Here is a 21,597-nt window from a genome sequence, read left to right as displayed (position 1 = left end):
AGGGGGAACAGCATGACCACCAGAACTGCCGGCAGGTCCGGCCGTCTCGCCCTCGCCGGGGGCGCGGCCCTGTGCGTGCTGGCGCTCGCGGGCTGTTCGGGCAGCGCGGTGGCCGAGAGCAAGGGCGCCGCGGCGGGGGCCGCCGCGTCGAGTCCGGCCGCGAAGCCGTCCGCGAAGCCCAGGCCTTCGGTGAAGCCGCTGAAGACGCTGGCGGGCGTGCGCGTCAACGTCCTGGACGGGCAGACCGTGGGCGTCGGCATGCCGATATCCGTGACCTTCGACAAGCCCGTACCGGCCGCCGAACGGGCGGACACGGAACGGCAGTTGAAGGTCACCTCGGGTGTCGAGGGCTCCTGGAGCTGGATCAAGGACCGCAATCTTCTCGACGGGCAGCGCGTCGACTTCCGGCCGCAGGAGTACTGGACCCCGGGCACGAAGATCACCGTACGGGCGGGTGCGGGCATCACCCGGCACGTCACCGTCGGCCGCTCCCTCGTCGCCACCGTCGATGTCACCGCCCACACCATGAAGATCGTCAAGGACGGTCGCACACGCACCGTCCCGGTCACCGCGGGCGCGCCCGGCATGGACACCTGGAACGGCACGATGGTCGTCTCCGACAAGGCGACCAAGGTCTTCATGGACTCGCGGTCGGTCGGCTACGGCGACGCGTACGCGGGCTATTACTACTACGCCGTCCACCTCACCACCTCGGGCACCTACCTCCACCAGAACCCGAAGGCGGACACCTACGGGGGCCACCAGAACGTCACGCACGGCTGCGTCGGGCTCCCGACGGACGGCACGGCGAAGCGGTTCTACGACGAGGTCATCCCGGGTGACGTCGTGAAGGTCGTCGGCTCGAAGGACACCGTCGCCGTCGGCAACGGGTACGGCGACTGGAACCTCGACTGGGACGCGTGGCGGGCGGGCAGCGCGCTGAAGTGACCCCCGGAGCGGACCGCGCCGGTGTGAACGCGGTGGGCGAAGTGAATCCGGAGAGCACGAAGAGCTCGGAAAAGATTCCGCCGGTGTCATCCAGGCACCGCGTCACGGGAGTTTGAAGGGGTGGAGAGGCGCCCTCCGTTCCGTATCGCTCATCCGGATCCTCAACGGTCCGTTCATCGCTAGGAGTTGTCCGTTCATGACACGGATGCAGAAATACGTGGCCGCCGCGGCAGTCGCTGCCGCCCTGGCCGGGGTGCCCTCGGTGTCGTACGCCGTCTCACAGGGGAAGACGGCGCACGGCACCACCATCGAGCAGAGCACCCCCTTCAGGGCGAAGGCGAAGGCCGCGGCGGCCGCCCACGCGGTGGCCAGGAAGGCCCCCACCGCCCGCGTCGTCGCGTCCGGCGAGCACGTGACCGCCGCTCCCGGCTTCGAGCTGTGGCTCACCGCGGACGGCAAGCACTGGACGACGCCCGGTGACCCGGAGCCGCAGTTCCGCAGCGTCGTCGACGGCAACATCGACCTGGGCACACCCGGCGTGTCCAGGCAGTCGGAGAGCACGGGCGGCCGCTACACCCTCTCCGGGCTCTACTACGGCGGCAAGGGCACCGCGTCCCGCGTCGAGATCGAGACCGGGGCCGGGACCGTGCACGGCAAGCTGCTCACGCTCGCGGGCAAGCCGGGCTGGGGCGTCTGGTACGCCACCACCGCCGCCCCGGCGAAGAACGACGGCTTCGACTTCATCGGCGCCGTCACCGTGTACGACACCCGGGGCAAGGTGTACGCCCAGCTGAAGTAGGCGTACGGGCGGGGGACTTGGGAAGGGGACCGGCCGGCGGGGGACTTGGCACCGCGCCGCGGCCGCCGCCCGGTCCCCCGCCGTTTCCCTCGCATCCCCCCACGTACCCGACCCCGAGGGACCACCGGCCGTGCAGCCCGAGACACCCGAAGCCTCCGCAGGCAGCGACGACTTCGCCGAGTACGCCACCGTGGCCTGGCCTCGCCTGGTCCGCACCGCGCACATGCTCACCGGCGACTTCCACGAGGCCGAGGATCTCGTCCAGACCACGCTGGCCAAGGTGTACGCGCGCTGGCAGCGCATTCCGCGCGACGACGTCGACTTCTACGTACGCCGCTCGCTCGTCAACAACAACCTCAGCCGGGTGCGCAGGAGACGGGTGGCCCAGCTCCTCATGCCGTTCCTGCCCGAGCGGGTGCACCAGAGCGAGCCGGGGCACGCGGAGGCGGTCGCGCAGCGGGCCGCTCTCGGTCAGGCGCTCGCCGCCCTGTCGCCGCGGCAGCGGGCCGTGATGGTGCTGCGCTACTGGGAGGACCTGAACGAGCCCGAGATCGCCGAGCTGCTCGGCTGCTCGGTCGGCACGGTCAAGACCCATGCCCGGCGCGGCCTCGAAGCCCTGCGCTCCCACCCCGTGTTCGCCCGCCGACAGCCCGTCTCCGGAGCCCGCTCATGAACCACCGCCGTCACACCTCGCGCCCCGCGGACCCGGCAGGTCCCGAAGTCGGGCTGGTGCGCGAGGTGTTCACCGACGTCGCGAACGACGTCACCCCGTCCGCGGTTCCGCTGGCCGCCATCGAGCGCGAGGGCCGGCGCCGGCGCCGCCGCAGGAGCACCGTGCTGGGGGCCGCCTGCGGGGTGCTCCTGGTCCCGCTGGCCGTGGTCGTCCTGCGCGGCGGGGAGGGGGGCGGGAGCGGGGCCGGGACGGCGGAGAAGGGGACGCGGGTCTCCTCCTCCCCGACGCAGACCCGGGACGCCTCGCCCAGCCCCTCCGTGCCCCCCGGGAAGGTGCGGGTCGTGACGCCGGGGGAGCGGGTCCGGGTCGCGCCCGGCACCCGGATCTGGCTCACACGGGACGGCAAGCACTGGACCGAACCGGGGGCGCCCGAGCCCCAGTTCAGAAGCGTCAGCGACGGCAACCTGGACATCAGCGTGCCGGGCGTCAGCCTCCAGGAGTCGAGCGAGGGCGGCACGCACTTCCTCTCCGGCATCTACTACGGCGGCGCGGACGCGGCGCGGGTCCGGATCGAGACGAGGGCCGGCGAGGTCAACGGCACGGTGCTCACGCTCGCGGGCAAGCAGAAGTGGGGGGTCTGGTACGCGAGCGTGAAGGAGCGCGACACGCCCTCCTCGACCTCCTCCTCGTCCGCACCTTCGACGACCGGCTTCACCGAGCGGGTCACGGTGTACGACTCCGCGGGCGTGGTGATCGCGAGCCAGGACTTCAGCCTGTGAGACGCCGGCCCCTCGCCGCGACTGCTGCTCTCCCGGGCGACGCACACCGGGGGCGCCCGAAATCCCGTACCCGGTGGCAGGACGCGTACGGAGAACAACTCTCCGTCACCGCCGCCCCCTTCGCTCAACACCCGTCGAAAGGCAACGATTGGGCCACCCCGGCGCGGCTCCCCAGCAACACTGAAACCCCCGTGACCGGCCTCATCACCGGCCTCCGGCCCAAGATCACCGGGGATTCAGCCGACCTGCCGGGCTGGTCCGGCGAAGTGAAGAAGGACATCCAGCCCTTCCGCACGGCCGAATAGGACCCATACTGGCATCACGATGACGAAGCCAACCGCGCCCCGGCGCCACCTGCCCACCAGCCCCTTCGCCGCCCCCACCGCCCCGGAGGCCAAGCACTTCAGCCTGGGGGACCGCGTCTCCCACGACCAGTTCGGCCTGGGCACGATCGTCGGCGTCGAAGAGGGCATCGCCATGCTCGTCGACTTCGGCTCCCACCAGGCCCGCGTTGTCAGCCCGTACACCCGGATGCACAGCCTCTGACGTGTCCCTGCTCCCGTCTCGGTGAGACGGGAGACGGCACGATCCTCACCCCGCGGCAGTGGCCTCGGCGGGCTGCCGGGTGCGCGACGGACGGCCGTCGAGGTGGACGACCACGTGCGCGTGAAAGCGGTCGACGGAGTCGTCGACGCTGCGGATGAAGCCCGATTCGGCGGTGCCGCGCGTGTTGCCCATCCCTCGGAAGAGCGACAGCCGGAAGCCGCTGATCCGAGCCCCGTTCTTCGGCAGAATGTCCGCCGGTTCGGGGCGCAGGCGCTCCAGCGTGCCCCGCGGCCCTCCCGCCTGACCGGCGAGCAACGTCTCGACGTGCAGGTCGGCCGGGGCCTCGTCGAGCCGACGGATGAGGCGTTTCGCCCAGGTGAGGGGCTGCCCCTGTTCAGGGGCGGCGATCTCGATGGACGTACGCAGTTTCCCCGTGCGCAGGTCCGCGCTGAGCGCGAGGATTCCGGCCGTCCCCTCGATGCGCAGCTCCGCGTCGAGCTTTCCGTCCAGGCAGAGGCGGTCCGCCAGGGCCGCACGACGGGTTCGGGGATCCGTGCCGCGTTTCGCGCGCTGCACCGGGAGTACCTTCTGCCCCAGTTCGCCGCCGAGTCGCAGACACACCTGGCGCACCAGCCGTTCCCAGCTCTCGACGACCTCCACCGCCCGCGGGTCGCCCTGGCACAGCGTCTCGTCGTCGATCCCGTTGCGCACGGGCACCCAGGCCGGGCCCATGTTCTGGAAGCCGTGACAGCCGGAGTTCTCGTGCTGGAGGTAGTACAGGAGCTCCTGGAGCAGCCAGGCGTGGGCGGTGTTGCCGACGCCCTCGTGGCGGATCAGCATCTGGGCCTGATGGGTCACCTCGGCCCAGGACAGGTGCCAGAACGCCACCTTGTGCTTGCGCCGCCCGTCCGACTTGACGTCGACGAGTGGGCTGCCGTCCAACTCCACGTCGTTGGACAGGGTGATCACCGCTTCGTAGCCCCGCCGGGCGGCGATGTCGACGTACGCCTGCACCTGGTCCGGCTTGAGGGAGTTCCCGTTCGTCTTGGTCTCGACCAGCGCGGTCCACAGCTTGCCCGCGCGCTCGACGCGGATCACGCCATCGGGCCGTCGCGGAGAGTCCCCGTTCGGCAGCGAGACCTCCGTGAACGTCTCCATCCGCCCGGCCGGCGCCCCGAACGCGGCCGTCAGTCGCCGCCCGAACTCGGGGACCTGAGCCATCACCGACAGCAGGACGGATGTCGCCCGGGTCTCCCGCTCCCGGTCGCTCTTGAGGGCGGAGGCAGGGAAGAGCCGGGCCGTCCGCCAGGAATCGTTCTCGGCCAGGGACTTCTTGACCACCTTGGGCAGCGTGACCTTCTTCTTGACGGTACGAGGCCGGGGCACCCGCCTGGCCACCGTCTCGGCCGCCTCGACCGGTCCGCTCGCGACCTGGGCGGGAACGGCGGCGACGGCGGCCGGCACCTCCGCCTCGACGGCCACTGCCTGCACCGCCGCCTCGACCACCTCCACACCGTCCGGCTCCGCGCCGTCCGGCTCCGCGGCGTCGTCGATGTCGACGCCGAAGTCGGTGGCCAGACCGGCGAGCCCGGACGCGTATCCCTGACCGATGGCCCGGAACTTCCAGTCGCCTCCGCGCCGGTAGAGCTCGCCGAAGAGCAGCGCGCTGACCTCTCCCGCGTCCTCGATGGAGAACCGCAGCAGAGTCTCCCCGGAGCCGCCGGCCAAGGTCAGGCAGACGTCGTTGAGGTCGCCGAACCGTGCCGCCTCGTCCCGGCTCGCCGCCACGACGATCCGTTCGACCCCGGTCGGGATCGCGGTCAGGTCGAAGGTGATGCGGTCCTCGCTGCCACCCGCGGTCGGGGACTTGCCCAGGAGCTGCACGCTCCCGTCGGCCGCGACGGGGTGGTTGTAGAAGTAGAAGTCCACGTCGCTGCGGACCTTGCCGTCGGGATCGAGCAGCAGCACGGACACGTCCGCGTCGCCCTCTCCGGTGGAACTGCTCCAGCCCAGGCTCACCATCACGGAGCCGATGTCTTCGCTTAAGGACGCCAGACCTACGTTGCCGCCCTTGACCATCTCGTGCACGAGGCCCCCCAGATGCACGGCCGCAGGGGTCAGCCCCCGGCGGCCCGTCGTTCGCTAGCAGTGTGTGACGCACCCCACACCCAGCGCATCAAGGGCACGATAGCGCCAGGACCGGAGGGTGGTGACCTCTGCGCGTGATTCTTTCCTCCGGCATATACACCCCGTGCCCGGCGTATCCGTATCCCGGAAACCTCAGAGCGGGGGCTGCGCCGGGGCCGGTCCCAGGGTCGTGGTGCCCGGGGCCGTGCGGTGGCCGAGGCCCGTGCGGTACGCGTCGAGGGCGGCTTCGACGCGGCCGGTGCGGCGGAGCAGGTCGCCGAGCAGTCGGCACAGGTCGGCGAGGTCGCCGGCCGCGCCCGCCCGCTCCAGGAGGCTGAGCGCGCGGACGTAGTGCTCCTCGGCGGTCTCCGTGTCGCGGGTGTCCTCGGCGATGATGCCGAGCAGCCGGTGGGCGGCGGCTGAGTGGACGGCGCCGCGCTCGGAGCTGAGGTCGCCGAGGACGTCGTGCAGCAGGGCGGCGGCCTCGTCGGACTTGTCGCGGCGGTGCAGTACGTCGGCGAGCTCGACGGCGACCTGGCTGCTGTAGAGGGCGGCGCGCCTGGCGGAGTGCATGGCCTGCGCCTGCCTCAACTCTCCCTCGGCCCGCTCCAGTTCGCCGTTCTGGGCGTAGAGGTAGCCGCGCATCCAGTGGCAGTTGGCGAGTTCCGTACTGAGCTGGAGCTGGCGGTAGAGGTCGGCCGCCTTGGCGAGGGAGATGTCGGCCTCGGCGATGCGGCCCTCGGCGATCATCGTGCGCGCGACCGAGCGGTGCATACGGGCGACCAGCGCGGGGTCGCCCGCCTTCGGGGCGAGGGCGAGGGCGAATTCGGCGGCCTGGGCGGCCCGCGCGTGGGCGCCCATGTCCATGTACGGCGCGATGACACCCGTGTAGAGGAGCAGGAGGGCGTCCGGGTCGTGCAGGCCTGTGCGGTTGAGCTCGTCGAGGGTGGACTCGAACAGGTAGCAGGAGTAACGGAGTTCACCGGCGAGGTAGTGGGACACCGCTCGGCCGCGCAGAGCGGGCACCCGGACCGGCAGCGGCGCGTCGCCGAGCCGTTGCTCCGACTCCTCGAAGCGCTGCCGCGCCGTCTCCAGGTCACCTGTCTCCAGGGCGCATTCGCCGAGACCGAGCAGTGCGGCGGCCTGCTCGGCGCACAGCCCGTGCTCGTCGGCCTCCGCGAGCAGCGCGGCGTACTGCTCCGCCGCCACCTCCGCCTCCCCGGTGGCGAGCGTGCGCTGCGCGTCGGTCAGCCGCAGCCGCAGGTCGGTGGCGAGGTGGGCGGGGCGGCCGGTGGCCAGCTCCTCGTAGGCGACCCCGAGCCGCTCGGCGATATGCCGCAGCGCGGGCTCGGACGCGCGGACGCGGCCGGCCTCCACGGTGGAGATGTAGGCCGGGGTGTACGCCGGTTCCGCCAGCTGCTTCTGCGTCAGGCCGCGTTCGGTACGCAGTTGCTGCACCCTGCGCCCGATGACCTCCGGGCCGTCACGCTCCGTCATGCGGGTAAGCATGCCATTAAGCGGACTTACGATCGGTCAACTCCTGATCAATGTTCAACTTCCCCTGGAACACTTGCCCTTGGCATCCAGGAGCCCCTACGTTAAGCGACGGGTTAAGTCCGCTTAATACGCCGCTGTTGCGAGGTTGCCGTGCTCCGACGTATCTCCGCGCGCTACTCCAGAGGCCTTGCCGCAGCCGTCGTCGCCGTGGTGGCACTGATCATGGCAGCGAACTTCGGCCCCGTCCGCACGGCCACACCGCAGGCCCCTGCGCCTCCCCCGGCGGCGTCCACGGTGCACGGGGTGCGCTGACCCTGACCGCTCCGGCGGCGCCGGGCCGGTGGCCGGGTTGCTCAGCCGTGTGAGGCCTCCGCGACGTCAACCGTTTCGGAGCGTTCGCGACGGATGCGCTCAAGTCCCCAGGCGCCGAGCGGCCCCAGCGCTCGATTGAGCGTGTGCCCGTGCTCTGTCAGGGAGTACTCCACCCGCGGCGGCACCTCGGCGTAGACCTTCCGGTGCACGAGACCGTCCTGCTCCATCTCCCGCAGGTGCTGCGTCAGCATCTTCTCGCTCACTCCCGGCAGACCGCGCCGAAGCTCGGCGAAGCGGCGTACGCCATGGGCGTCGAGTTCCCAGAGGATCAGTCCCTTCCACTTGCCGCTCACCACGTCGAGCGCTGCGTCGATGCCGCAGATGTACGGCCCGATCCTCGGCGCCTTGGCCATCACTGACCCCCCTTACGAAAAGGTAAGTACCGCAGAAAATAGTGGGTACTTCCGAGAGTAGTGATGCTCTCCGAGCATGGAGGGGTGAACGAACAACAGAGCCTCACCACCAGGCGGAACAGCGCTGTCACCGTGATCGGGCTCGGCCCGATGGGCCAGGCGATGACCCGCACCCTCCTCGCCGCCGGCCACCCGGTCACCGTCTGGAACCGCACCGCCGGCAGGGCCGACGGCGTCGTCGCCGACGGCGCGACGCTCGCGGCGACACCGCGCGAGGCGGTCGAAGCGAGTGACCTCGTGATCCTCAGCCTCACCGACTACCCGGCGATGTACGACGTCCTCGGCAGCTCCGCCGAATCGCTCGCCGGCCGGACGCTGGTCAACCTGAGCTCCGACACCCCCGACCGCACGCGCGAGGCGGCGACCTGGGCAGCGGGTCACGGTGCCGCCTTCCTCACCGGAGGTGTCATGGTCCCCGCGCCGATGGTCGGCACGGAGGCGTCCTTCGTCTACTACAGCGGCCCCCACCAGGTGATGGAGAGCCACCTGGCCGCGTTGACTGCGCTCGGAACACCCAGGCATCTGGGCGAGGACCCGGGCCTCGCCCAGATGATGTACCAGGCCCAACTCGCGGTGTTCCTCACCACCTTGTCCTCGCTGATGCACGCCACCGCGATGCTGGGTACCGCAGGAATGAAGGCCGCGGAAGTGCTGCCGGAGCTGCTCTCCTCCGCCGACGCGATCGGCGCCATCCTGAGGTCCGGCGAGGAGCACCCCGGCACCGCGCTCGATGCCGGGGAGCATCCCGGCGAGCTCAGCACGGTCACCATGATGGGTGCGACCTCCGACCACATCGTCGAGACCAGTACGTCGCTCGGCCTCGACCTGGCGCTCCCCCTGGCCGTGCAGGCCCACTATCGGCGCGCGATCGAGGACGGACACGGCAGCGACAACTGGACCCGCATCATCGACGGCATCCGAGAACCCCGCTAGGGCATGTGCCGCACGCCTGCTCACGGGCACGGTTGTCCACAGCTGTGGACAAGGCCCCGGCGGACAGAGCCCGGCATGACGGAAACCATGACAAACAGCCCTCCTCCGCCGTGGGGGGCGCCTACGGCGAGGAGATGTCACCGTTGGCCGAGATCAGCAGCGCGTACGAGCCCCGCTTCGCGGAGTTCGCGTGCGAGCCTGCCTTCACGGCCGCCGTGGACCAGCACGTGGCGGAGATCAGGGAGCGCCTCTCGGCGGCGGACGGAAGCCTGGTCCCCGGCCCGCCCCCGCGCGAGGACCTCGCCGACTACGCACTCGGCTTCCTCGACGCCCTCGCCGAGACCTCCGAGACCTCCGACTGACCTCACATGTCCGTCGGCGGGTCCATCGGCGGGTCCGTCGGGGGGTTCATCGGCCGGTCCGCCGAGCCCCGCATGTCGTTGAAGCAACCACCGCGCGGGACGCCGCCGTACGGGTGGCAGGCCGCCTACTCTGAGGCCGTGACCTCCCCCGCCGCACGCCGTGCCCGCGACCTCACCGCCGATCTCCCCCTCCCCGCCCTGGAGGATCTCTACCGGGATCTGCACCGGCACCCCGAGCTGTCGATGCGCGAGCACCGGACGGCCGGGATCCTCGCCGAGCGGCTGCGGAAGGCCGGATACGAGACGGCGGAAGGCGTCGGCGGCACCGGCGTGCTCGGCGTCCTGCGCAACGGCGACGGGCCCACCGTCCTGCTGCGCGCCGACATGGACGCGCTGCCGGTCGCCGAGGACACCGGGCTGCCGTACGCCTCCACCGTGCCCGGAGTCATGCACGCCTGCGGCCACGACCTGCACGTCACCTGGGCGGCCGGCGCGGCGGAGGCGCTCGCGGCGGGCCGGGACGCCTGGTCGGGGACGCTGCTGGTGGTCGGGCAGCCCGCCGAGGAGACGGGTGAGGGCGCGGCGCGGATGGTGGCCGACGGGCTGTACGAGCGCTTCCCGCGCCCCGACGTGCTGCTCGCCCAGCACGTCGCCCCCGGCCCGGCGGGGCTGTACGCCCACTCGCCCGGCCTGATCCTGTCCGCCTCGACGGACGTCGACATCGTCGTGCACGGGCGGGGCGGACACGGCTCGCGCCCCGAGGCGACCGTCGACCCGGTGGTGACCGCCGCGTACATCGTGACCCGGCTGCAGACCGTGGTCGGCCGGGAGATCGCGCCGCGCGACTCCGCCGTGCTGACCGTGGGGCGCATCGAGGCCGGCACCCGGCACAACATCATCCCGTCCGAGGCGCGCCTCTCCCTCAACCTCCGTACGCAGTCGGCCGAGGTCCGCGAACGGATGCTCGCGGCGATCCGGCGCATCGCGGCGGGCGAGTGCGCGGCCGCCGGCTGCCCGCGCGAGCCCGACGTCACCCTCGGCGCCGTCTTCCCGGCCACCGTCAACGACGCCGAGACCGACCAGCGCGTCGCCGCCGTTCACCGCGAGGTCTTCGGCGCGGCCGCCGTGCTCGACTTCGGCCCGGCGATGGGCAGCGAGGACTTCCCGCACCTCGCCGAGGGCGGAATCCCGTACTCCTACTGGTTCGTGACCAGCACCCCGACCGCCGTGTGGGACGCGGCGCCGGGCGCGGACCTGATGGACCGTCTCGCCGCCGTCCCGAGCAACCACAGCCCGCAGTTCGCCCCCGACCTGTCGACGGTCGGCCCAGGTGTACGGACGCTGGTGTCGGGGGCGCTGACGGAGCTGTCCGCGGCCTGACCCCGAGCAGGTCTTACGGAGCGGTGACATGAAGGGCGTGGCCCTGCTGTTTCGCGGGTCGGCGCCCCTAGCGTCTCCCGTATGCGAGGTATGCGGGTACTGGTCACCGGCGGAGCCGGGTTCATCGGGTCGCAGATCGTGGCGGCGCTGACCGCGCGCGGGCACGAGGCGGTGGTGTACGACCTTCGGGAGGGCGGCCGGGACGTCAGAAATCCCCGGGCGGTCTGCGACGCCCTGGTCGGCGTGGACGCCGTGTGCCATCAGGCGGCGATGGTGGGTCTCGGCAAGGGCTTCACGGACGCCGTCGAGTACGTCTCGCGCAATGACCTCGGTACGGCGGTACTGCTGACCGCGATGGCCGAGGCGGGGGTACGGCGGCTCGTGCTCGCCGGGTCGATGGTGGTGTACGGCGAGGGTCGGTACGTCTGCGAGCGGCACGGGGTGGTGCGGCCGGGGCCCCGCGCGCTCGCGGACCTCGACGCCGGGCGCTTCGAGCCCAGGTGCCCGGTGTGCGGACGGGACCTGAGCCCCGGGCTGGTCGCCGAGGACGCTCCGGTCGACCCGCGCAACGTCTACGCGACGACGAAGCTCGCCCAGGAGCACCTGGCCGCCTCCTGGGCCCGGAGCACCGGCGCCACGGCCGTCTCCCTGCGCTATCACAACGTCTACGGCCCTGGCATGCCCCGCGACACCCCGTACGCGGGCGTCGCCTCCTTCTTCCGTTCCGCCCTCGCGCGCGGTGAGTCCCCGAGGGTTTTCGAGGACGGCGGGCAGCGCCGGGACTTCGTCCATGTACGGGATGTGGCGGCCGCCAACGTCCTTGCCCTGGAAGGGGAGTTGGCGGGCGGGGCGCTGCACGCGTACAACACCGGCAGCGGGGATCCGCACACCGTGGGGGAGATGGCCCGGGCGCTGGCGGCCGCGCACGGGGGTCCGGATCCGGTGGTGACGGGCGAGTACCGGCTCGGCGACGTCCGGCACATCACGGCGGACTCGGCAAGGCTGCGGGCCGAGCTGGGCTGGAAGCCGGAGGTCCACTTCGCCGAGGGGATGCGGGAGTTCGCGGCGGCGAATCTGCGTCAGGAGCAGCCGAGCGCCGGATGAACGGCGGAAGGATCAGGATGCGGAGAGAAACCCTGAGATCACAGAACGTTACTTGCCGGTACGTGTGACGATACGGGCCCCCCTGCCGGAAGTTGAGTGCTCAAGCGCCACGGCCAGCAAAGGAACAGGACATGACCGCCCCTGTCCCGCCCGTATCCCCCACATCTCACATACCTCAGACATCTCACATACCGTCATCCGCTCCCGCTCGTCATCTCTCCCGCCCGTCCCCGCCGTCTCCCCCGCCGGCCGGCCCCGTCCGTCTGCTCGTCGTGGACGACGAGGAGGGCGTCCGGGCGATGCTCACCATGGCCCTGGAGTTCATGGGCTTCAAGGTGACCAGCGCCGCCACGGGACGCCAGGCCCTGGAGATCGTCACCCGACGAGTCCCGGACCTCGTCCTGCTCGACGTGAACCTGCCCGACCTCGACGGCTTCGACGTGTGCCGGACCCTGCGCTCCCGCGGGCTCCTGGTGCCCGTGCTGTTCCTCACCGGACGCAGCGACCTCGACGACCGCGTGCACGGACTCGACCTCGGCGGGGACGACTTCGTCACCAAACCGTTCGAGCTGAAGGAAGTGGCCGCGCGAGTACGGGCGTTGCTGCGGCGCACCGGCGGACAGCGGGCCGCCGACCGGCGCATGCTGAGGGCCGGTGCGGTGGAACTCGACACCGAGGCCCACCAGGCCTGGGCCGCGGGACGCGAACTGAGCCTGACCACCACCGAGTTCGCGCTGCTGCGCTACCTGATGGAGAACACCGGCCGGGTGCTCACCCGCGACCAGATCCAGGAACGCGTCTGGAACCACCGCGCCGACGGCTCGGGCATCGTCGACACCTACGTCTACTACCTGCGCCGCAAGTTGGGCGGCAGTGGACAGTCGCTGATCCGGACCGTGCGCGGAGTGGGCTACCAGCTGTGCGCGGAGTGACCGCGTCGGCCCGGCCGGACACCCCGGACCGGACGGGCCCCACCGGCACGGGCCCCAACCGGCGGGGCCCCGGCCGTTCGGGCCCCACCGGATATCTGACCGTCGCCTACTGGCTGGGCGCCACCCTGGTGACCCTAGGCGCGGTCGCCACCCTGTCCGCCTCCCTGCTCGGCCAGCTCCTCACCCAGCGCACCGACGAGGAGATCGAGAAGTTCCGCGGGATCGCGCAGCTCACCGTGTCCGAACGGCCCGCCCCGGACGAGGAATGCCTGATCCTCGTCCTCGACGCACAGGCCCGGACCATCGAGCGGTACGCGGGCTCCCCCCGCCTGCCCGCCTTCCCCGCGCTCGACCCCGCCGAACTGGACGCCCACGCCGCGCGGGACCGCCCGGTGGCCGTCGGCAGCGCCTACCGGGCCCTGGTGGTGCGCGTCCCGGACGCCGGAGTCGACCGCCGGGGCACCTACATCGTCATCGCCCGCTCGACGCAGGACATCCACCGCGCCGTCATCGACCTGCTCCGGATCGAGGGTGTCGTGTCGCTGCCGCTGCTCGGCGGCGTCGTGGCCGGTGCCAGGCGGCTCGGGCGCCGGGAGGCCCGTCAGCGGCAGGAGGCGGAGCGCGGGCTGCGGGAGTTCCTGGCCGCCGCCGGCCACGAACTGCGCAATCCGCTGACCACCATCTCCGGATACGCCCAGCTGGCCCGGACCGGCGATCCGGCGTACGAACAGATGCGGGAGAAGGCGCTGGGCCGGGTGGCCGCCGAGGTCGAGCGGATGGACTCGCTCATCGACGAGCTGGTGCTGCTCAGTCGCCTCGACCTGGGCCAGCCCCTGAACGTACAGCCCGTGGACCTGGGGCAGCTGTGCCGCGACGCCGTCCGCTCGGCTCTCGACTGCCATCCAGGGCATCCGGTACGGCTGCTGGTCGCGCCCGGCGAACACACCGTCATCGGCGACCCGTTCAGGCTCCACCAGCTGGTCGCCAACCTGCTGACCAACGCGCGGGTGCACACGCCTGAGGGCACCCGGGCGACGCTCGGGGTCGGCACGGAGGACGGGCACCGGGTCATCGAGGTGACCGACGACGGGCCGGGCGTGCCGGAAGAGGTGCGCGCGCGGGTCTTCGACCGGTTCGTGCGCGGCGAGGACCCGGGCGCCGGCAGCGGGCTCGGCCTCAGCATCGTCGCCGCCGTCGCAGCGGCGCACGGCGGCACGGTGACCCTCCAGCCCTCGGACCACGGAGCATGGTTCAGGATCCGACTGCCGGCCGCGCCATAAGCCTCAGGTCCCGGGGTCACACCTGGCCTGAAGCCCTCGGACCACCGGGCATGGTCCAGAATCCGACTGCCGGCCGCGCCATGAGCCTCGGGTCCGGGGTCACGCCTGGCCTGAAGCCCTCGGACCACCGGGCATGGTCCAGGATCCGACTGCCGGCGGCGCCATGAGCCCCAGGACCCCGGAGTCACGCCTGTGCCTGGAGCCGGCCCAGTTGGTGCTGGACGTGGTCCAGGGCTCCCTGTCTGCGCCCGGGGACGCGCAGCCGCAGGTCGGCCAGTGCGGGGCCGAGTTCGCGGGCCCGTGCCGTGTCGTCGATCCGCCCCCACTGGTGGTGGGCCCGGTCCACCGCCGTTTCCACGGCGGGCGCGTCCGCGGCCTGCCCCGCCCCGAGCCGTACGGCGGCCACCGCCAGCCAGGTCCGGCAACTCCCCTCCGCGTCCCCGGCGAACATCGCCAGATCCGCCCGCACCTCCATCCAGTGCAGCACCTGCTCCGAGCCAGCCCCGTGCGTCCGCAGCGCACCCTGCTCCCACTGCGCGGCGAGGGCGACGGCTTCGTCGTGCCGCCCGGCCTGGACCGCGGAACTGATGGCGGCATGCGGGTCTTTCAGCCCGTCCGGCGTTTGAGGACGAGGCCGTTCAGGCCGATACGGGGGTCTGGGGGCAGAGCCCCCAGGGACGCGCACACCCCCGCCGGGTGTCGACAACACGAGGTCCGCGGAGCCGGCGTCGTCCGCGATACGCCCCAACGCGGCCTGGTGCAGCTGCGGCAGCGGAGGCCGGTGACCACTGCGCAGGATGGTCGCGACGGCCCTCATGTACGCCGGCTGCGCCACCGCCCGCCGGGGCGGAGGCGGCGCGATACGCCCGTAGAGGGCGACGGAGGGCCCCGCCGTCAGCGGGTGCGCCCCGAGATGCAGCCAGGTCTCCGCGTCCGTGTGGAGGTCGACGAAGAGGCTGGCCGTGCCGGGTGCGCGCAGCCGGAGTTCCTCGGTGACCCAGTGCCAGGGGAAGCCGGTGTAGCGGACGGTCGCGGGGGTGGTGCGGGCCAGCGCGAGATGCGGAAGCCGCTGGCGGCGGTCGAGTTGGAGCTGTCCGGCGAGGAACACCGTGAGCGGCCCGGGCGCGGCGGCCGCGGCACGCAGCCGGGTGAGGACGGCCTGCGGCTCCAGCGGGTCGGCGAGTTCGACGACGTTCGCGGTGTCGGTGCCGGACAGCACGGCGGGGGCGACCGCCGCGAGAACGGGGAGCACGGACGCCGCGTCCACCAGACACCCCTTGCCGACCGGCGAGGCCGCGAGGAGCAGCACGGTTCCGGGCATGGTTCCCTCCCCATCGATCACGTACGCGAGCACCGTAACCGCTGCGGGTGCAAACCCTCACCCTTGGGCGGTGGGAAGGGTCACCTCGAAGCGGCAGCCCCCGGTGACGTTGCGTACGGCAGCGCGCCCCTGGTGGGCCTCCACGATGCCGCGCACGATGGCGAGGCCGAGGCCCGCTCCGGCGGGCGGCGTACGGGCGTGGGTGCCGCGCCAGCCGGTGTCGAAGACGCGCGGGAGATCCTCCTCGGGGATGCCGCCGCAGCCGTCGGTGACGGACAGGACGACACCCTCGGCCGAACGTTCGGCGGCGACGGCGACGGTGCCGTCGGCGGGGGTGCGGCGGATCGCGTTGACCAGGAGGTTGCCCAGCACCCGGCTCATCTCCTTGCCGTCCACCTCCACCGGCACCGGTTCGATGGGGTCGCCGACCAGCCGTACGCCGAGTTCACGGGCGAGCGGGTCCGCACCCGCGAGGGCGTCGCCGACGAGGTCGTACAGGGAGATCCGGGACGGGGAGAGCGCGAGGGCGCCCGCGTGGATGCGGGAGAGTTCGAAGAGGTCGCCGACCATGTCGTTGAGACGTTCGACCTCGGTGCGGATCTGGCGGAGGTAGCGGTCGGGGTCGGCGGCCACCCCGTCCTCCAGGGCCTCGGACATCGCGCGCAGGCCCGCGAGGGGGGTGCGCAGGTCGTGCGAGATCCAGGCGACGAGTTCGCGCCGTGACGTCTCCAGGGCGCGTTCGCGGTCGCGGGACTCGGCCAGCTTGACGCTGGTGGCCTGCAACTCGCGGCTCAGCGCGGCGAGTTCGGCGGTCGCCGGGCCGTCGGGGGCCGCGAAGGAGCCGCCGTCGCCGAAGGAGCGGGCGGCCAGGGTGAGCGCCCGGCTGCGGGCGACGACCCAGCGGCCCAGGAGCAGGGCGGTCGCGAGGGAGACCACGGCGGCCATCGCGACGACCGTCGTGACGACGGTCAGGTCGTGCGCCGACAGGAACATCGCCCATGCCACGGCCAGTGTGCCCGCGAGCATCGCGGTCACCGCCACGACGGCGACGACGGCCAGGGACGCGGTCAGCGAGCGGCGCCGGATCAGCCAGAGCGCGAACGCCCCGAGCAGCCCGGCCGCGGCGGCGCCGAGGAAGGCGAAGAGGGCGATGAGGAGCATGTCCTGCATGACTCACGGCTCCCGCGTCGTGGAGTCGGAGGCGGCGGTGTCGGGCTCCTCGAAGCGGTAGCCCACCCCCCACACCGTCTGGATCAGGCGGGGCCGGCCCGGGTCGTCCTCGACCTTGCCGCGCAGCCGGCGGACGTGGACGGTGACCGTGGAGAGGTCGCCGAAGTCCCAGCCCCAGACCTCGCGCATCAGGTCCTCGCGGCTGTAGGCGCGGCCGGGGTTGCGGAGGAAGAACGCGAGGAGGTCGAACTCCCGGATGGTGAGGGCCAGTTCGGTGCCGTCCTTGGTGGCGCGGCGGGCCGCCGGGTCGATGGTGAGGCCGGCCGCGCTCAGGGGGCGCAGCGTCCGGGTCGCGGGGCGGGTGCGGCGCAGCACGGACTCGACGCGCAGCACCAGCTCACGCGGGCTGAACGGCTTCGTCACGTAGTCGTCGGCGCCCACCTCCAGTCCCAGGATGCGGTCGTCCTCGTCACCGCGGGCGGTGAGCATGATGACCGGCACGGGGCCACGCCCGCGTATCCGGCGGCACACCTCCAGGCCGTCCATGCCGGGCAGCATCAGGTCCAGGACCACCAGGTCCGGCCAGTGCGCGGCGGCCCGGGCGAGCGCGGCGGGGCCGTCGCCGGCGCGGTCCACGGCGTAGCCCGCGCGGTCGAGGTAGCCGGAGACCACCTCGGCGACCGTGGGGTCGTCGTCGACGACGAGGACGCGGGCGGGGGCCCCCGGAGCGGGTGGCGCGGGCGGGGGCGAGGGCAGTGCGTCCGGCTGCGGCATTTCGTGCGGGTGCTGCATACGACCAGCGTCGCACCGCGGCCGCGCGGAGGGCGCCGTACGGCGTCGACGTCCGTGTTTCGTAAGGAGCCGATGCCCGTGATGTCCCTTTCGTCTCCGTAGGGTGAAAGCCGTGACGACCTCCCCCGTGAACCCGCAAGCCCGGGAAACACCCGACGTGGACGTGGTGCTGCCCTGCCTCGACGAGGCCGAGGCGCTGCCCTGGGTGCTGGCCCGGATCCCGCCCGGCTGGCGTGCGATCGTCGTGGACAACGGCTCCACCGACGGCTCCGCGGACATCGCCCGCGGCCTCGGCGCGACGGTCGTGCACGAGGAGCGCCGCGGGTTCGGCGCCGCCTGCCATGCGGGGCTGACCGCCGCCACTGCCGACATCGTGTGCTTCTGCGACTGCGACGCCTCGCTCGACCCCTCGCTCCTCGTGCCCTTCGTGCGCGAGGTGCGCAGTGGCGGGGCCGACCTCGTGCTCGGGCGGCGGCGGCCGCGGGGGCGCGGCGCCTGGCCGGCGCACGCCCGCGCGGGCAACCTCGCGCTCGCGCATCTGCTGCGCCGGCGTACCGGGCTGCGGCTGCACGACCTGGGGCCGCTGCGGGCCGCTCGCCGCGAGGCGCTGCTCGGCCTCGGACTGTCCGACCGGCGCAGCGGCTATCCCCTGCAGATGGTCGTGCGGGCCGCCGACGCCGGGTGGCGCGTCGCCGAGCACGACGTGCCGTATCTGCCGCGGGCCGGGGTCTCCAAGGTCACGGGGACCTGGCGGGGGACGTGGCAGGCGGTCGCCGACATGCGGCGCGTGCTGGCCGAGACCGGCGTGTAGTTCGCCCCCTCCGCCCCTTCCCGTCCCGTCCCGTCCTCATGGGGGTTTCGCCCCCTCTCCCCCTGTCGCGCTTCGCGCTCGTCCTCAAACGCCGGACGGGCTTAAACGCTGGAGGAAGCCCTCAAGTGATCAGCACCCTGCTTGTCATCGCCAAAGAACCTCGGCCCGGGCGCGTGAAGACCCGGCTCACGCCCCCCTTCACCCCCGAGGAGGCCGCCGCGCTCGCCGAGGCCGCCCTGCGGGACACCCTGCTCGCCGTGCTGGCGGCGCCCGCGCGGCGACGGGTGCTCGTGCTCGACGGGGCACCGGGGCCCTGGCTGCCGGCCGGCTTCGAGGTCGTACCGCAGTGTGCGGGCGGGCTCGACGAGCGGCTCGCGGGCGCGTTCGGGGGCTGCGACGGGCCCGCCCTGCTCATCGGAATGGACACGCCCCAGGTGACACCGACGCTCCTCACCGTCGACTGGCGGGGCACCGACGCGTACTTCGGGCCCGCCGAGGACGGCGGGTTCTGGGCGCTGGGGCTCGCCGAGCCCGATCCGGAGCTGCTGCGCGGGGTGCCGATGTCGACGGCCGGCACCGGCGCCCTGCAGCGCGGCCGGCTCGTCGCCGCGGGCCTGCGCGTGCGCGATCTGACGCGGCTGCGGGACGTCGACACGGCCCACGACGCTGAGGTGGTCGCCGCCGGTGCGCCGCACGGCCGGTTCGCGTCGGAGCTGGCCCGGCTGACAGCGGTCGCCGGCCGATGAGCACCGTCACCGAGGAGACGGCGACCGCCTGGTGCGCGGACCCGTACGCCGACGCCCTGCGCACCGGACGCGGCCCCCTCTTCCTGCGCCGCACCGACGGCTGGCTGCTCCCGCTGGAGGTCGAGCGGTGGTGCGCCGGGGCCGACGCCGCCGACCTGGACGTGCTGCGGCGCTGCGAGGGTGCCGTGCTCGACGTGGGGTGCGGGCCCGGACGGCTGGTCGCGGCGCTCGCCGGGCAGGGGCTGCGGGCGCTGGGCATCGACGTCAGCGAGGCCGCCGTCGAGCACACCGTGCGGGTCGGCGGGCAGGCCCTGCGCCGGTCCGTCTTCGAGTCGGTGCCCGGCGAGGGGCGCTGGGACACCGCCCTCCTCATCGACGGCAACGTCGGCATCGGCGGCGACCCGCGCGCCCTGCTGCGGCGGGTGTCCGAACTCCTGGCCCCGGGCGGGCTGTTGATCGCCGAGACGGTGCCGGTGGACGACGTGGACGAGCGCGTCCACGTGCGCGTCGCCGACGGCCGGGGCGCCACCGGCGCGCCCTTCCTCTGGGCTCGCCTCGGCACCCCGGCACTGCTGCGGCACGCGCGCCGCACGGGCTGGCGCCCGGTCGATCAGTGGACGGCCGGCGGCCGGTCCTTCGTCGCCCTGCGCAACCGCAGCGCGGACAGCACCAGCAGCACCGCCGAGCTGCCGAACAGCACGGCCGTGATCAGCAGCCAGCGGGCCAGGAAGCCGTCACCGGACAGGCCCGTCTTGGACGTGTAGCGCTCAGCGACCTGCCCGCTGATCAGCGGAAACCACACCAGCAGCAGAAGGCCGGAGAGCGCCGCCGGGACGCGGACCCAGCCCGTCCACTCCCGGTGCCCGACGGCCCCGAGCAGCCGGGTGACGGCCCGGTCGGCCACGGCGTACAGGGGCAGCAGCACCAGATCGTGCAGCAGGGCGGCGCCGACGAGCCAGAGCGCCACCTCGAACCAGTCGTCCGCGAGCAGCCGTACGCCCGCGTATGCGGCCAGCGCGAACGAGCAGGCCAGCAGCACGAGTTGGAGGGGGCTCCCGATGCGGAGCCCGAGTCGGCCATGCGTCACAGGGTTCGGCATCACAGGTCTCCGAACGTCATCCGGGCCACCCACTTGGTGTTGAGCACGCCGGGTGCGGCGGGCACGATGATCCGCGCCGGGTGGCCGTGGTCGAGGGTCAGGGGCTCGCCGTTGACGTAGAAGGCGAGCAGGGAGCGCGGGTCGCGGACCTGGTTGGCGCGCAGCGCGGCCTTGCGGAACGAGCCGTGCCGCTGGAGGGACTCGACCAGTACGTCGGGCGCCTGCGCCCCCTCGTGGCCGACGAGCGCCGCGAGGTCCCGCAGCCGGACGCCCCGCCACCACTGGTCGGACGTCGACCAGCCCTCCACGCAGGCGATCGGCAGCGCGGCGCTGTGCAGGGGGAGTTGAAGGAGTTCGGCGCGGCTCAGCCGTACGGTGCCGGTGCGGCCGGTGACGACCAGCCGCCACGCGTCCTCGCTCGTCTCCGCCGGGTGGATGCCGGCCACGGAGGCCGTCTTGTTGATCTGGAAGCCGTTGGGTCCGGTGCCCGGTTCGGAGCCGCCGTGCGGTGCGAGTACGGCGGTCTCGCGCAGCGGTCCGTCGAAGTTGCGGCCGGCCGTGGTGACGAACAGCAGCAGGGAGCCGCCGCCGACCAGGCCGAGCGCGCCGCGCCGCGAGACGGTCGGTTCGGCGGGGTCCGGCGACACCAGTTCCGTCCGCTCCTCCCTCAGGTGGCGCAGATTGCGCAGGGCCAGGGGCATCTTCAGCACGGCGTGCGCGACGAACGCGGCGAAGAAGACCCAGGCGCCGTAGAAGTGGAGGGGGTAGAAGGAGCCCGGGAAGACGTAGTCGAGCTGGATGTTCAGGATGCCGGTGATGAACTCGAAAAGCGCGCCGCCGACCAGCAGGAGCAGCGAGATCCGCTCCAGCGCGTGGGCGAGCGACCGGGCGGGCGGCAGCGCGAACAGCTTCGGGATCACCGACCACAGCTTCGCGAGCAGCACGGGGACGAGCACGAGCCCGAGGGTGACGTGCACGCCCTGCGTCAGCCGGTACAGCCAGGACGGGTTCGTCGGCCAGGAGAAGAGATAGAAGCCGAGCAGGCCCTTGTCGGGGGTCTTGTCGTTCACCGGCGACAGGTCCGGGTTGTAGGCGGCGTACGACACCAGCCCTGTCACGAACAAGGCCGTGATCCCGACCAGCAGGACGAGGCCGAGCACGGAGGTGAACCAGGGGCCGCGCAGGGGGCTGCGCCAGAACCCTGGGGAGGTGGGGAGCTTGTGGTCGCGCATGTTCCGACCGTAGGCAGGACCACCCCGGAAAGGGGCTCACGACTGATGACGAAACGCTGACGTCCGGCCCTGCGACACCCTCGCGGATCCCACCCGGCCCTAGCGTTCAGCTGTGAACCGCGACCACCTCCGCGACGCCGCACGCTCCGACGCCCGATCCGGGGACGGCCGGTTCGACGACGGCCGATCCGGGGCCGGCCATCGGGACGCCCTGCCCGGCGACACTCGATCCCGGGACGGCCGATCCGAGGACAGCCATCGGGATGCCCGGCCCGAGGACG

General features: G+C 72.6%; 22 protein-coding genes. 15 read left to right on the top strand and 7 right to left on the bottom strand.

Annotated elements, in window-relative coordinates; genetic code table 11:
- Positions 1-12 precede the first annotated feature (12 nt).
- From ACN6LB_RS14795 to ACN6LB_RS14775, 5 genes are all read left to right on the top strand, one after another.
- A complete protein-coding gene (locus ACN6LB_RS14795) occupies positions 13-948 on the top strand; it encodes a L,D-transpeptidase (protein ID WP_445026192.1) in 936 nt (311 codons plus the stop codon).
- Between the two features lie 196 nt (positions 949-1,144).
- Positions 1,145-1,747, top strand: coding sequence for a hypothetical protein (locus ACN6LB_RS14790; RefSeq protein WP_445026191.1), 603 nt, complete (start codon positions 1,145-1,147; stop codon positions 1,745-1,747).
- Positions 1,748-1,877: 130 nt separating this feature from the next.
- Entirely contained in the window at positions 1,878-2,420 is a 543-nt protein-coding gene (locus ACN6LB_RS14785) for a SigE family RNA polymerase sigma factor (RefSeq protein WP_356144986.1), read from the top strand.
- The gene (locus tag ACN6LB_RS14780; RefSeq protein ID WP_445026190.1) at positions 2,417-3,199 is read left to right on the top strand and encodes a hypothetical protein; all 783 of its coding nucleotides are present in this window, start codon (positions 2,417-2,419) and stop codon (positions 3,197-3,199) included. Before ACN6LB_RS14785 ends, ACN6LB_RS14780 begins: the two co-directional genes overlap by 4 nt.
- 324 nt (positions 3,200-3,523) lie before the next feature.
- The gene (locus ACN6LB_RS14775) at positions 3,524-3,745 is read left to right on the top strand and encodes a hypothetical protein (protein WP_356144990.1); all 222 of its coding nucleotides are present in this window, start codon (positions 3,524-3,526) and stop codon (positions 3,743-3,745) included.
- Between the two features lie 45 nt (positions 3,746-3,790).
- Here the strand turns inward: ACN6LB_RS14775 and ACN6LB_RS14770 are convergent, their stop codons facing one another.
- Together ACN6LB_RS14770 and ACN6LB_RS14765 are read right to left on the bottom strand one after the other, a co-directional pair.
- Positions 3,791-5,824 carry a TerD family protein gene (locus ACN6LB_RS14770; protein ID WP_445026216.1) on the bottom strand — a complete coding sequence of 678 codons (2,034 nt, stop codon included), beginning with the start codon at positions 5,822-5,824 and terminating at the stop codon, positions 3,791-3,793.
- A 201-nt stretch (positions 5,825-6,025) separates the two neighbouring features.
- A complete protein-coding gene (locus ACN6LB_RS14765) occupies positions 6,026-7,369 on the bottom strand; it encodes a helix-turn-helix domain-containing protein (RefSeq protein WP_445026189.1) in 1,344 nt (447 codons plus the stop codon).
- 150 nt (positions 7,370-7,519) lie between these two features.
- Between ACN6LB_RS14765 and ACN6LB_RS14760 the strand changes: the two genes are divergently transcribed.
- Positions 7,520-7,681 (top strand): hypothetical protein, encoded by a 162-nt coding sequence (locus ACN6LB_RS14760; protein WP_356144994.1) that lies wholly within the window; start codon positions 7,520-7,522, stop codon positions 7,679-7,681.
- 41 nt (positions 7,682-7,722) lie between these two features.
- Here the strand turns inward: ACN6LB_RS14760 and ACN6LB_RS14755 are convergent, their stop codons facing one another.
- A complete protein-coding gene (locus ACN6LB_RS14755; RefSeq protein WP_356144996.1) occupies positions 7,723-8,094 on the bottom strand; it encodes a winged helix-turn-helix transcriptional regulator in 372 nt (123 codons plus the stop codon).
- 84 nt (positions 8,095-8,178) lie between these two features.
- Here ACN6LB_RS14755 and ACN6LB_RS14750 point away from each other — a divergent pair, with 84 nt between their 5' ends.
- The 6 genes from ACN6LB_RS14750 to ACN6LB_RS14725 all read left to right on the top strand — a co-directional run bounded on the left by ACN6LB_RS14750 (position 8,179) and on the right by ACN6LB_RS14725 (position 14,145).
- A complete protein-coding gene (locus ACN6LB_RS14750; protein ID WP_445026188.1) occupies positions 8,179-9,087 on the top strand; it encodes an NAD(P)-dependent oxidoreductase in 909 nt (302 codons plus the stop codon).
- Positions 9,088-9,230: 143 nt separating this feature from the next.
- On the top strand, positions 9,231-9,449 hold the full coding sequence (locus ACN6LB_RS14745) for a DUF6401 family natural product biosynthesis protein (protein ID WP_445026187.1): 219 nt from the start codon (positions 9,231-9,233) through the stop codon (positions 9,447-9,449).
- A gap of 138 nt (positions 9,450-9,587) precedes the next feature.
- Entirely contained in the window at positions 9,588-10,829 is a 1,242-nt protein-coding gene (locus ACN6LB_RS14740) for an amidohydrolase (RefSeq protein WP_445026186.1), read from the top strand.
- Positions 10,830-10,919: 90 nt separating this feature from the next.
- Positions 10,920-11,933 (top strand): NAD-dependent epimerase/dehydratase family protein, encoded by a 1,014-nt coding sequence (locus tag ACN6LB_RS14735; protein WP_445026215.1) that lies wholly within the window; start codon positions 10,920-10,922, stop codon positions 11,931-11,933.
- Positions 11,934-12,205: 272 nt separating this feature from the next.
- Positions 12,206-12,865, top strand: coding sequence for a response regulator transcription factor (locus ACN6LB_RS14730; protein WP_356145006.1), 660 nt, complete (start codon positions 12,206-12,208; stop codon positions 12,863-12,865).
- A complete protein-coding gene (locus tag ACN6LB_RS14725; protein WP_445026185.1) occupies positions 12,853-14,145 on the top strand; it encodes a sensor histidine kinase in 1,293 nt (430 codons plus the stop codon). Before ACN6LB_RS14730 ends, ACN6LB_RS14725 begins: the two co-directional genes overlap by 13 nt.
- Positions 14,146-14,329: 184 nt before the next feature.
- On the opposite strand, the gene ACN6LB_RS14720 is transcribed toward ACN6LB_RS14725, so the two are convergent.
- The 3 genes from ACN6LB_RS14720 to ACN6LB_RS14710 are packed head-to-tail and all read right to left on the bottom strand — an operon-like array spanning position 14,330 to position 17,410.
- Complete coding sequence (locus tag ACN6LB_RS14720) at positions 14,330-15,466, bottom strand: hypothetical protein (RefSeq protein WP_445026184.1); 1,137 nt, start codon at positions 15,464-15,466, stop codon at positions 14,330-14,332.
- A gap of 57 nt (positions 15,467-15,523) precedes the next feature.
- On the bottom strand, positions 15,524-16,636 hold the full coding sequence (locus ACN6LB_RS14715) for a sensor histidine kinase (protein WP_445026183.1): 1,113 nt from the start codon (positions 16,634-16,636) through the stop codon (positions 15,524-15,526).
- A 3-nt stretch (positions 16,637-16,639) separates the two neighbouring features.
- On the bottom strand, positions 16,640-17,410 hold the full coding sequence (locus tag ACN6LB_RS14710; RefSeq protein WP_445026214.1) for a response regulator transcription factor: 771 nt from the start codon (positions 17,408-17,410) through the stop codon (positions 16,640-16,642).
- Between the two features lie 121 nt (positions 17,411-17,531).
- Here ACN6LB_RS14710 and ACN6LB_RS14705 point away from each other — a divergent pair, with 121 nt between their 5' ends.
- The 3 genes from ACN6LB_RS14705 to ACN6LB_RS14695 all read left to right on the top strand — a co-directional run bounded on the left by ACN6LB_RS14705 (position 17,532) and on the right by ACN6LB_RS14695 (position 19,749).
- On the top strand, positions 17,532-18,239 hold the full coding sequence (locus ACN6LB_RS14705) for a glycosyltransferase family 2 protein (RefSeq protein WP_445026182.1): 708 nt from the start codon (positions 17,532-17,534) through the stop codon (positions 18,237-18,239).
- 128 nt (positions 18,240-18,367) lie between these two features.
- Positions 18,368-18,985, top strand: coding sequence for a TIGR04282 family arsenosugar biosynthesis glycosyltransferase (locus ACN6LB_RS14700; RefSeq protein ID WP_445026213.1), 618 nt, complete (start codon positions 18,368-18,370; stop codon positions 18,983-18,985).
- On the top strand, positions 18,982-19,749 hold the full coding sequence (locus ACN6LB_RS14695; RefSeq protein WP_445026181.1) for a methyltransferase domain-containing protein: 768 nt from the start codon (positions 18,982-18,984) through the stop codon (positions 19,747-19,749). The genes ACN6LB_RS14700 and ACN6LB_RS14695 overlap by 4 nt, the downstream gene beginning before the upstream one ends.
- Before the next feature lie 334 nt (positions 19,750-20,083).
- Here ACN6LB_RS14695 and ACN6LB_RS14690 read toward each other — a convergent pair whose 3' ends face one another.
- On the bottom strand, positions 20,084-21,316 hold the full coding sequence (locus ACN6LB_RS14690) for a molybdopterin-dependent oxidoreductase (RefSeq protein ID WP_445026180.1): 1,233 nt from the start codon (positions 21,314-21,316) through the stop codon (positions 20,084-20,086).
- Between the last annotated feature and the right edge of the window lie 281 nt (positions 21,317-21,597).

This window comes from Streptomyces sp. SAS_270 (assembly GCF_052543295.1).
Note: the sequence above shows the minus strand (reverse complement) of the source record. Positions and strands in the feature narration are given on the sequence as shown.

Bases quoted from the DNA above. Each gene is read 5' to 3' on its own strand.
- ACN6LB_RS14790 (WP_445026191.1), top strand. From the start codon at position 1,145: ATGACACGGATGCAGAAATACGTGGCCGCCGCGGCAGTCGCTGCCGCC.
- ACN6LB_RS14690 (WP_445026180.1), bottom strand. From the start codon at position 21,316: ATGCGCGACCACAAGCTCCCCACCTCCCCAGGGTTCTGGCGCAGCCCC.
- ACN6LB_RS14765 (WP_445026189.1), bottom strand. From the start codon at position 7,369: ATGACGGAGCGTGACGGCCCGGAGGTCATCGGGCGCAGGGTGCAGCAA.
- ACN6LB_RS14695 (WP_445026181.1), top strand. From the start codon at position 18,982: ATGAGCACCGTCACCGAGGAGACGGCGACCGCCTGGTGCGCGGACCCG.
- ACN6LB_RS14770 (WP_445026216.1), bottom strand. From the start codon at position 5,824: ATGGTCAAGGGCGGCAACGTAGGTCTGGCGTCCTTAAGCGAAGACATC.
- ACN6LB_RS14715 (WP_445026183.1), bottom strand. From the start codon at position 16,636: ATGCAGGACATGCTCCTCATCGCCCTCTTCGCCTTCCTCGGCGCCGCC.
- ACN6LB_RS14735 (WP_445026215.1), top strand. From the start codon at position 10,920: ATGCGGGTACTGGTCACCGGCGGAGCCGGGTTCATCGGGTCGCAGATC.
- ACN6LB_RS14780 (WP_445026190.1), top strand. From the start codon at position 2,417: ATGAACCACCGCCGTCACACCTCGCGCCCCGCGGACCCGGCAGGTCCC.
- ACN6LB_RS14710 (WP_445026214.1), bottom strand. From the start codon at position 17,410: ATGCCGCAGCCGGACGCACTGCCCTCGCCCCCGCCCGCGCCACCCGCT.
- ACN6LB_RS14775 (WP_356144990.1), top strand. From the start codon at position 3,524: ATGACGAAGCCAACCGCGCCCCGGCGCCACCTGCCCACCAGCCCCTTC.
- ACN6LB_RS14755 (WP_356144996.1), bottom strand. From the start codon at position 8,094: ATGGCCAAGGCGCCGAGGATCGGGCCGTACATCTGCGGCATCGACGCA.
- ACN6LB_RS14795 (WP_445026192.1), top strand. From the start codon at position 13: ATGACCACCAGAACTGCCGGCAGGTCCGGCCGTCTCGCCCTCGCCGGG.
- ACN6LB_RS14720 (WP_445026184.1), bottom strand. From the start codon at position 15,466: ATGCCCGGAACCGTGCTGCTCCTCGCGGCCTCGCCGGTCGGCAAGGGG.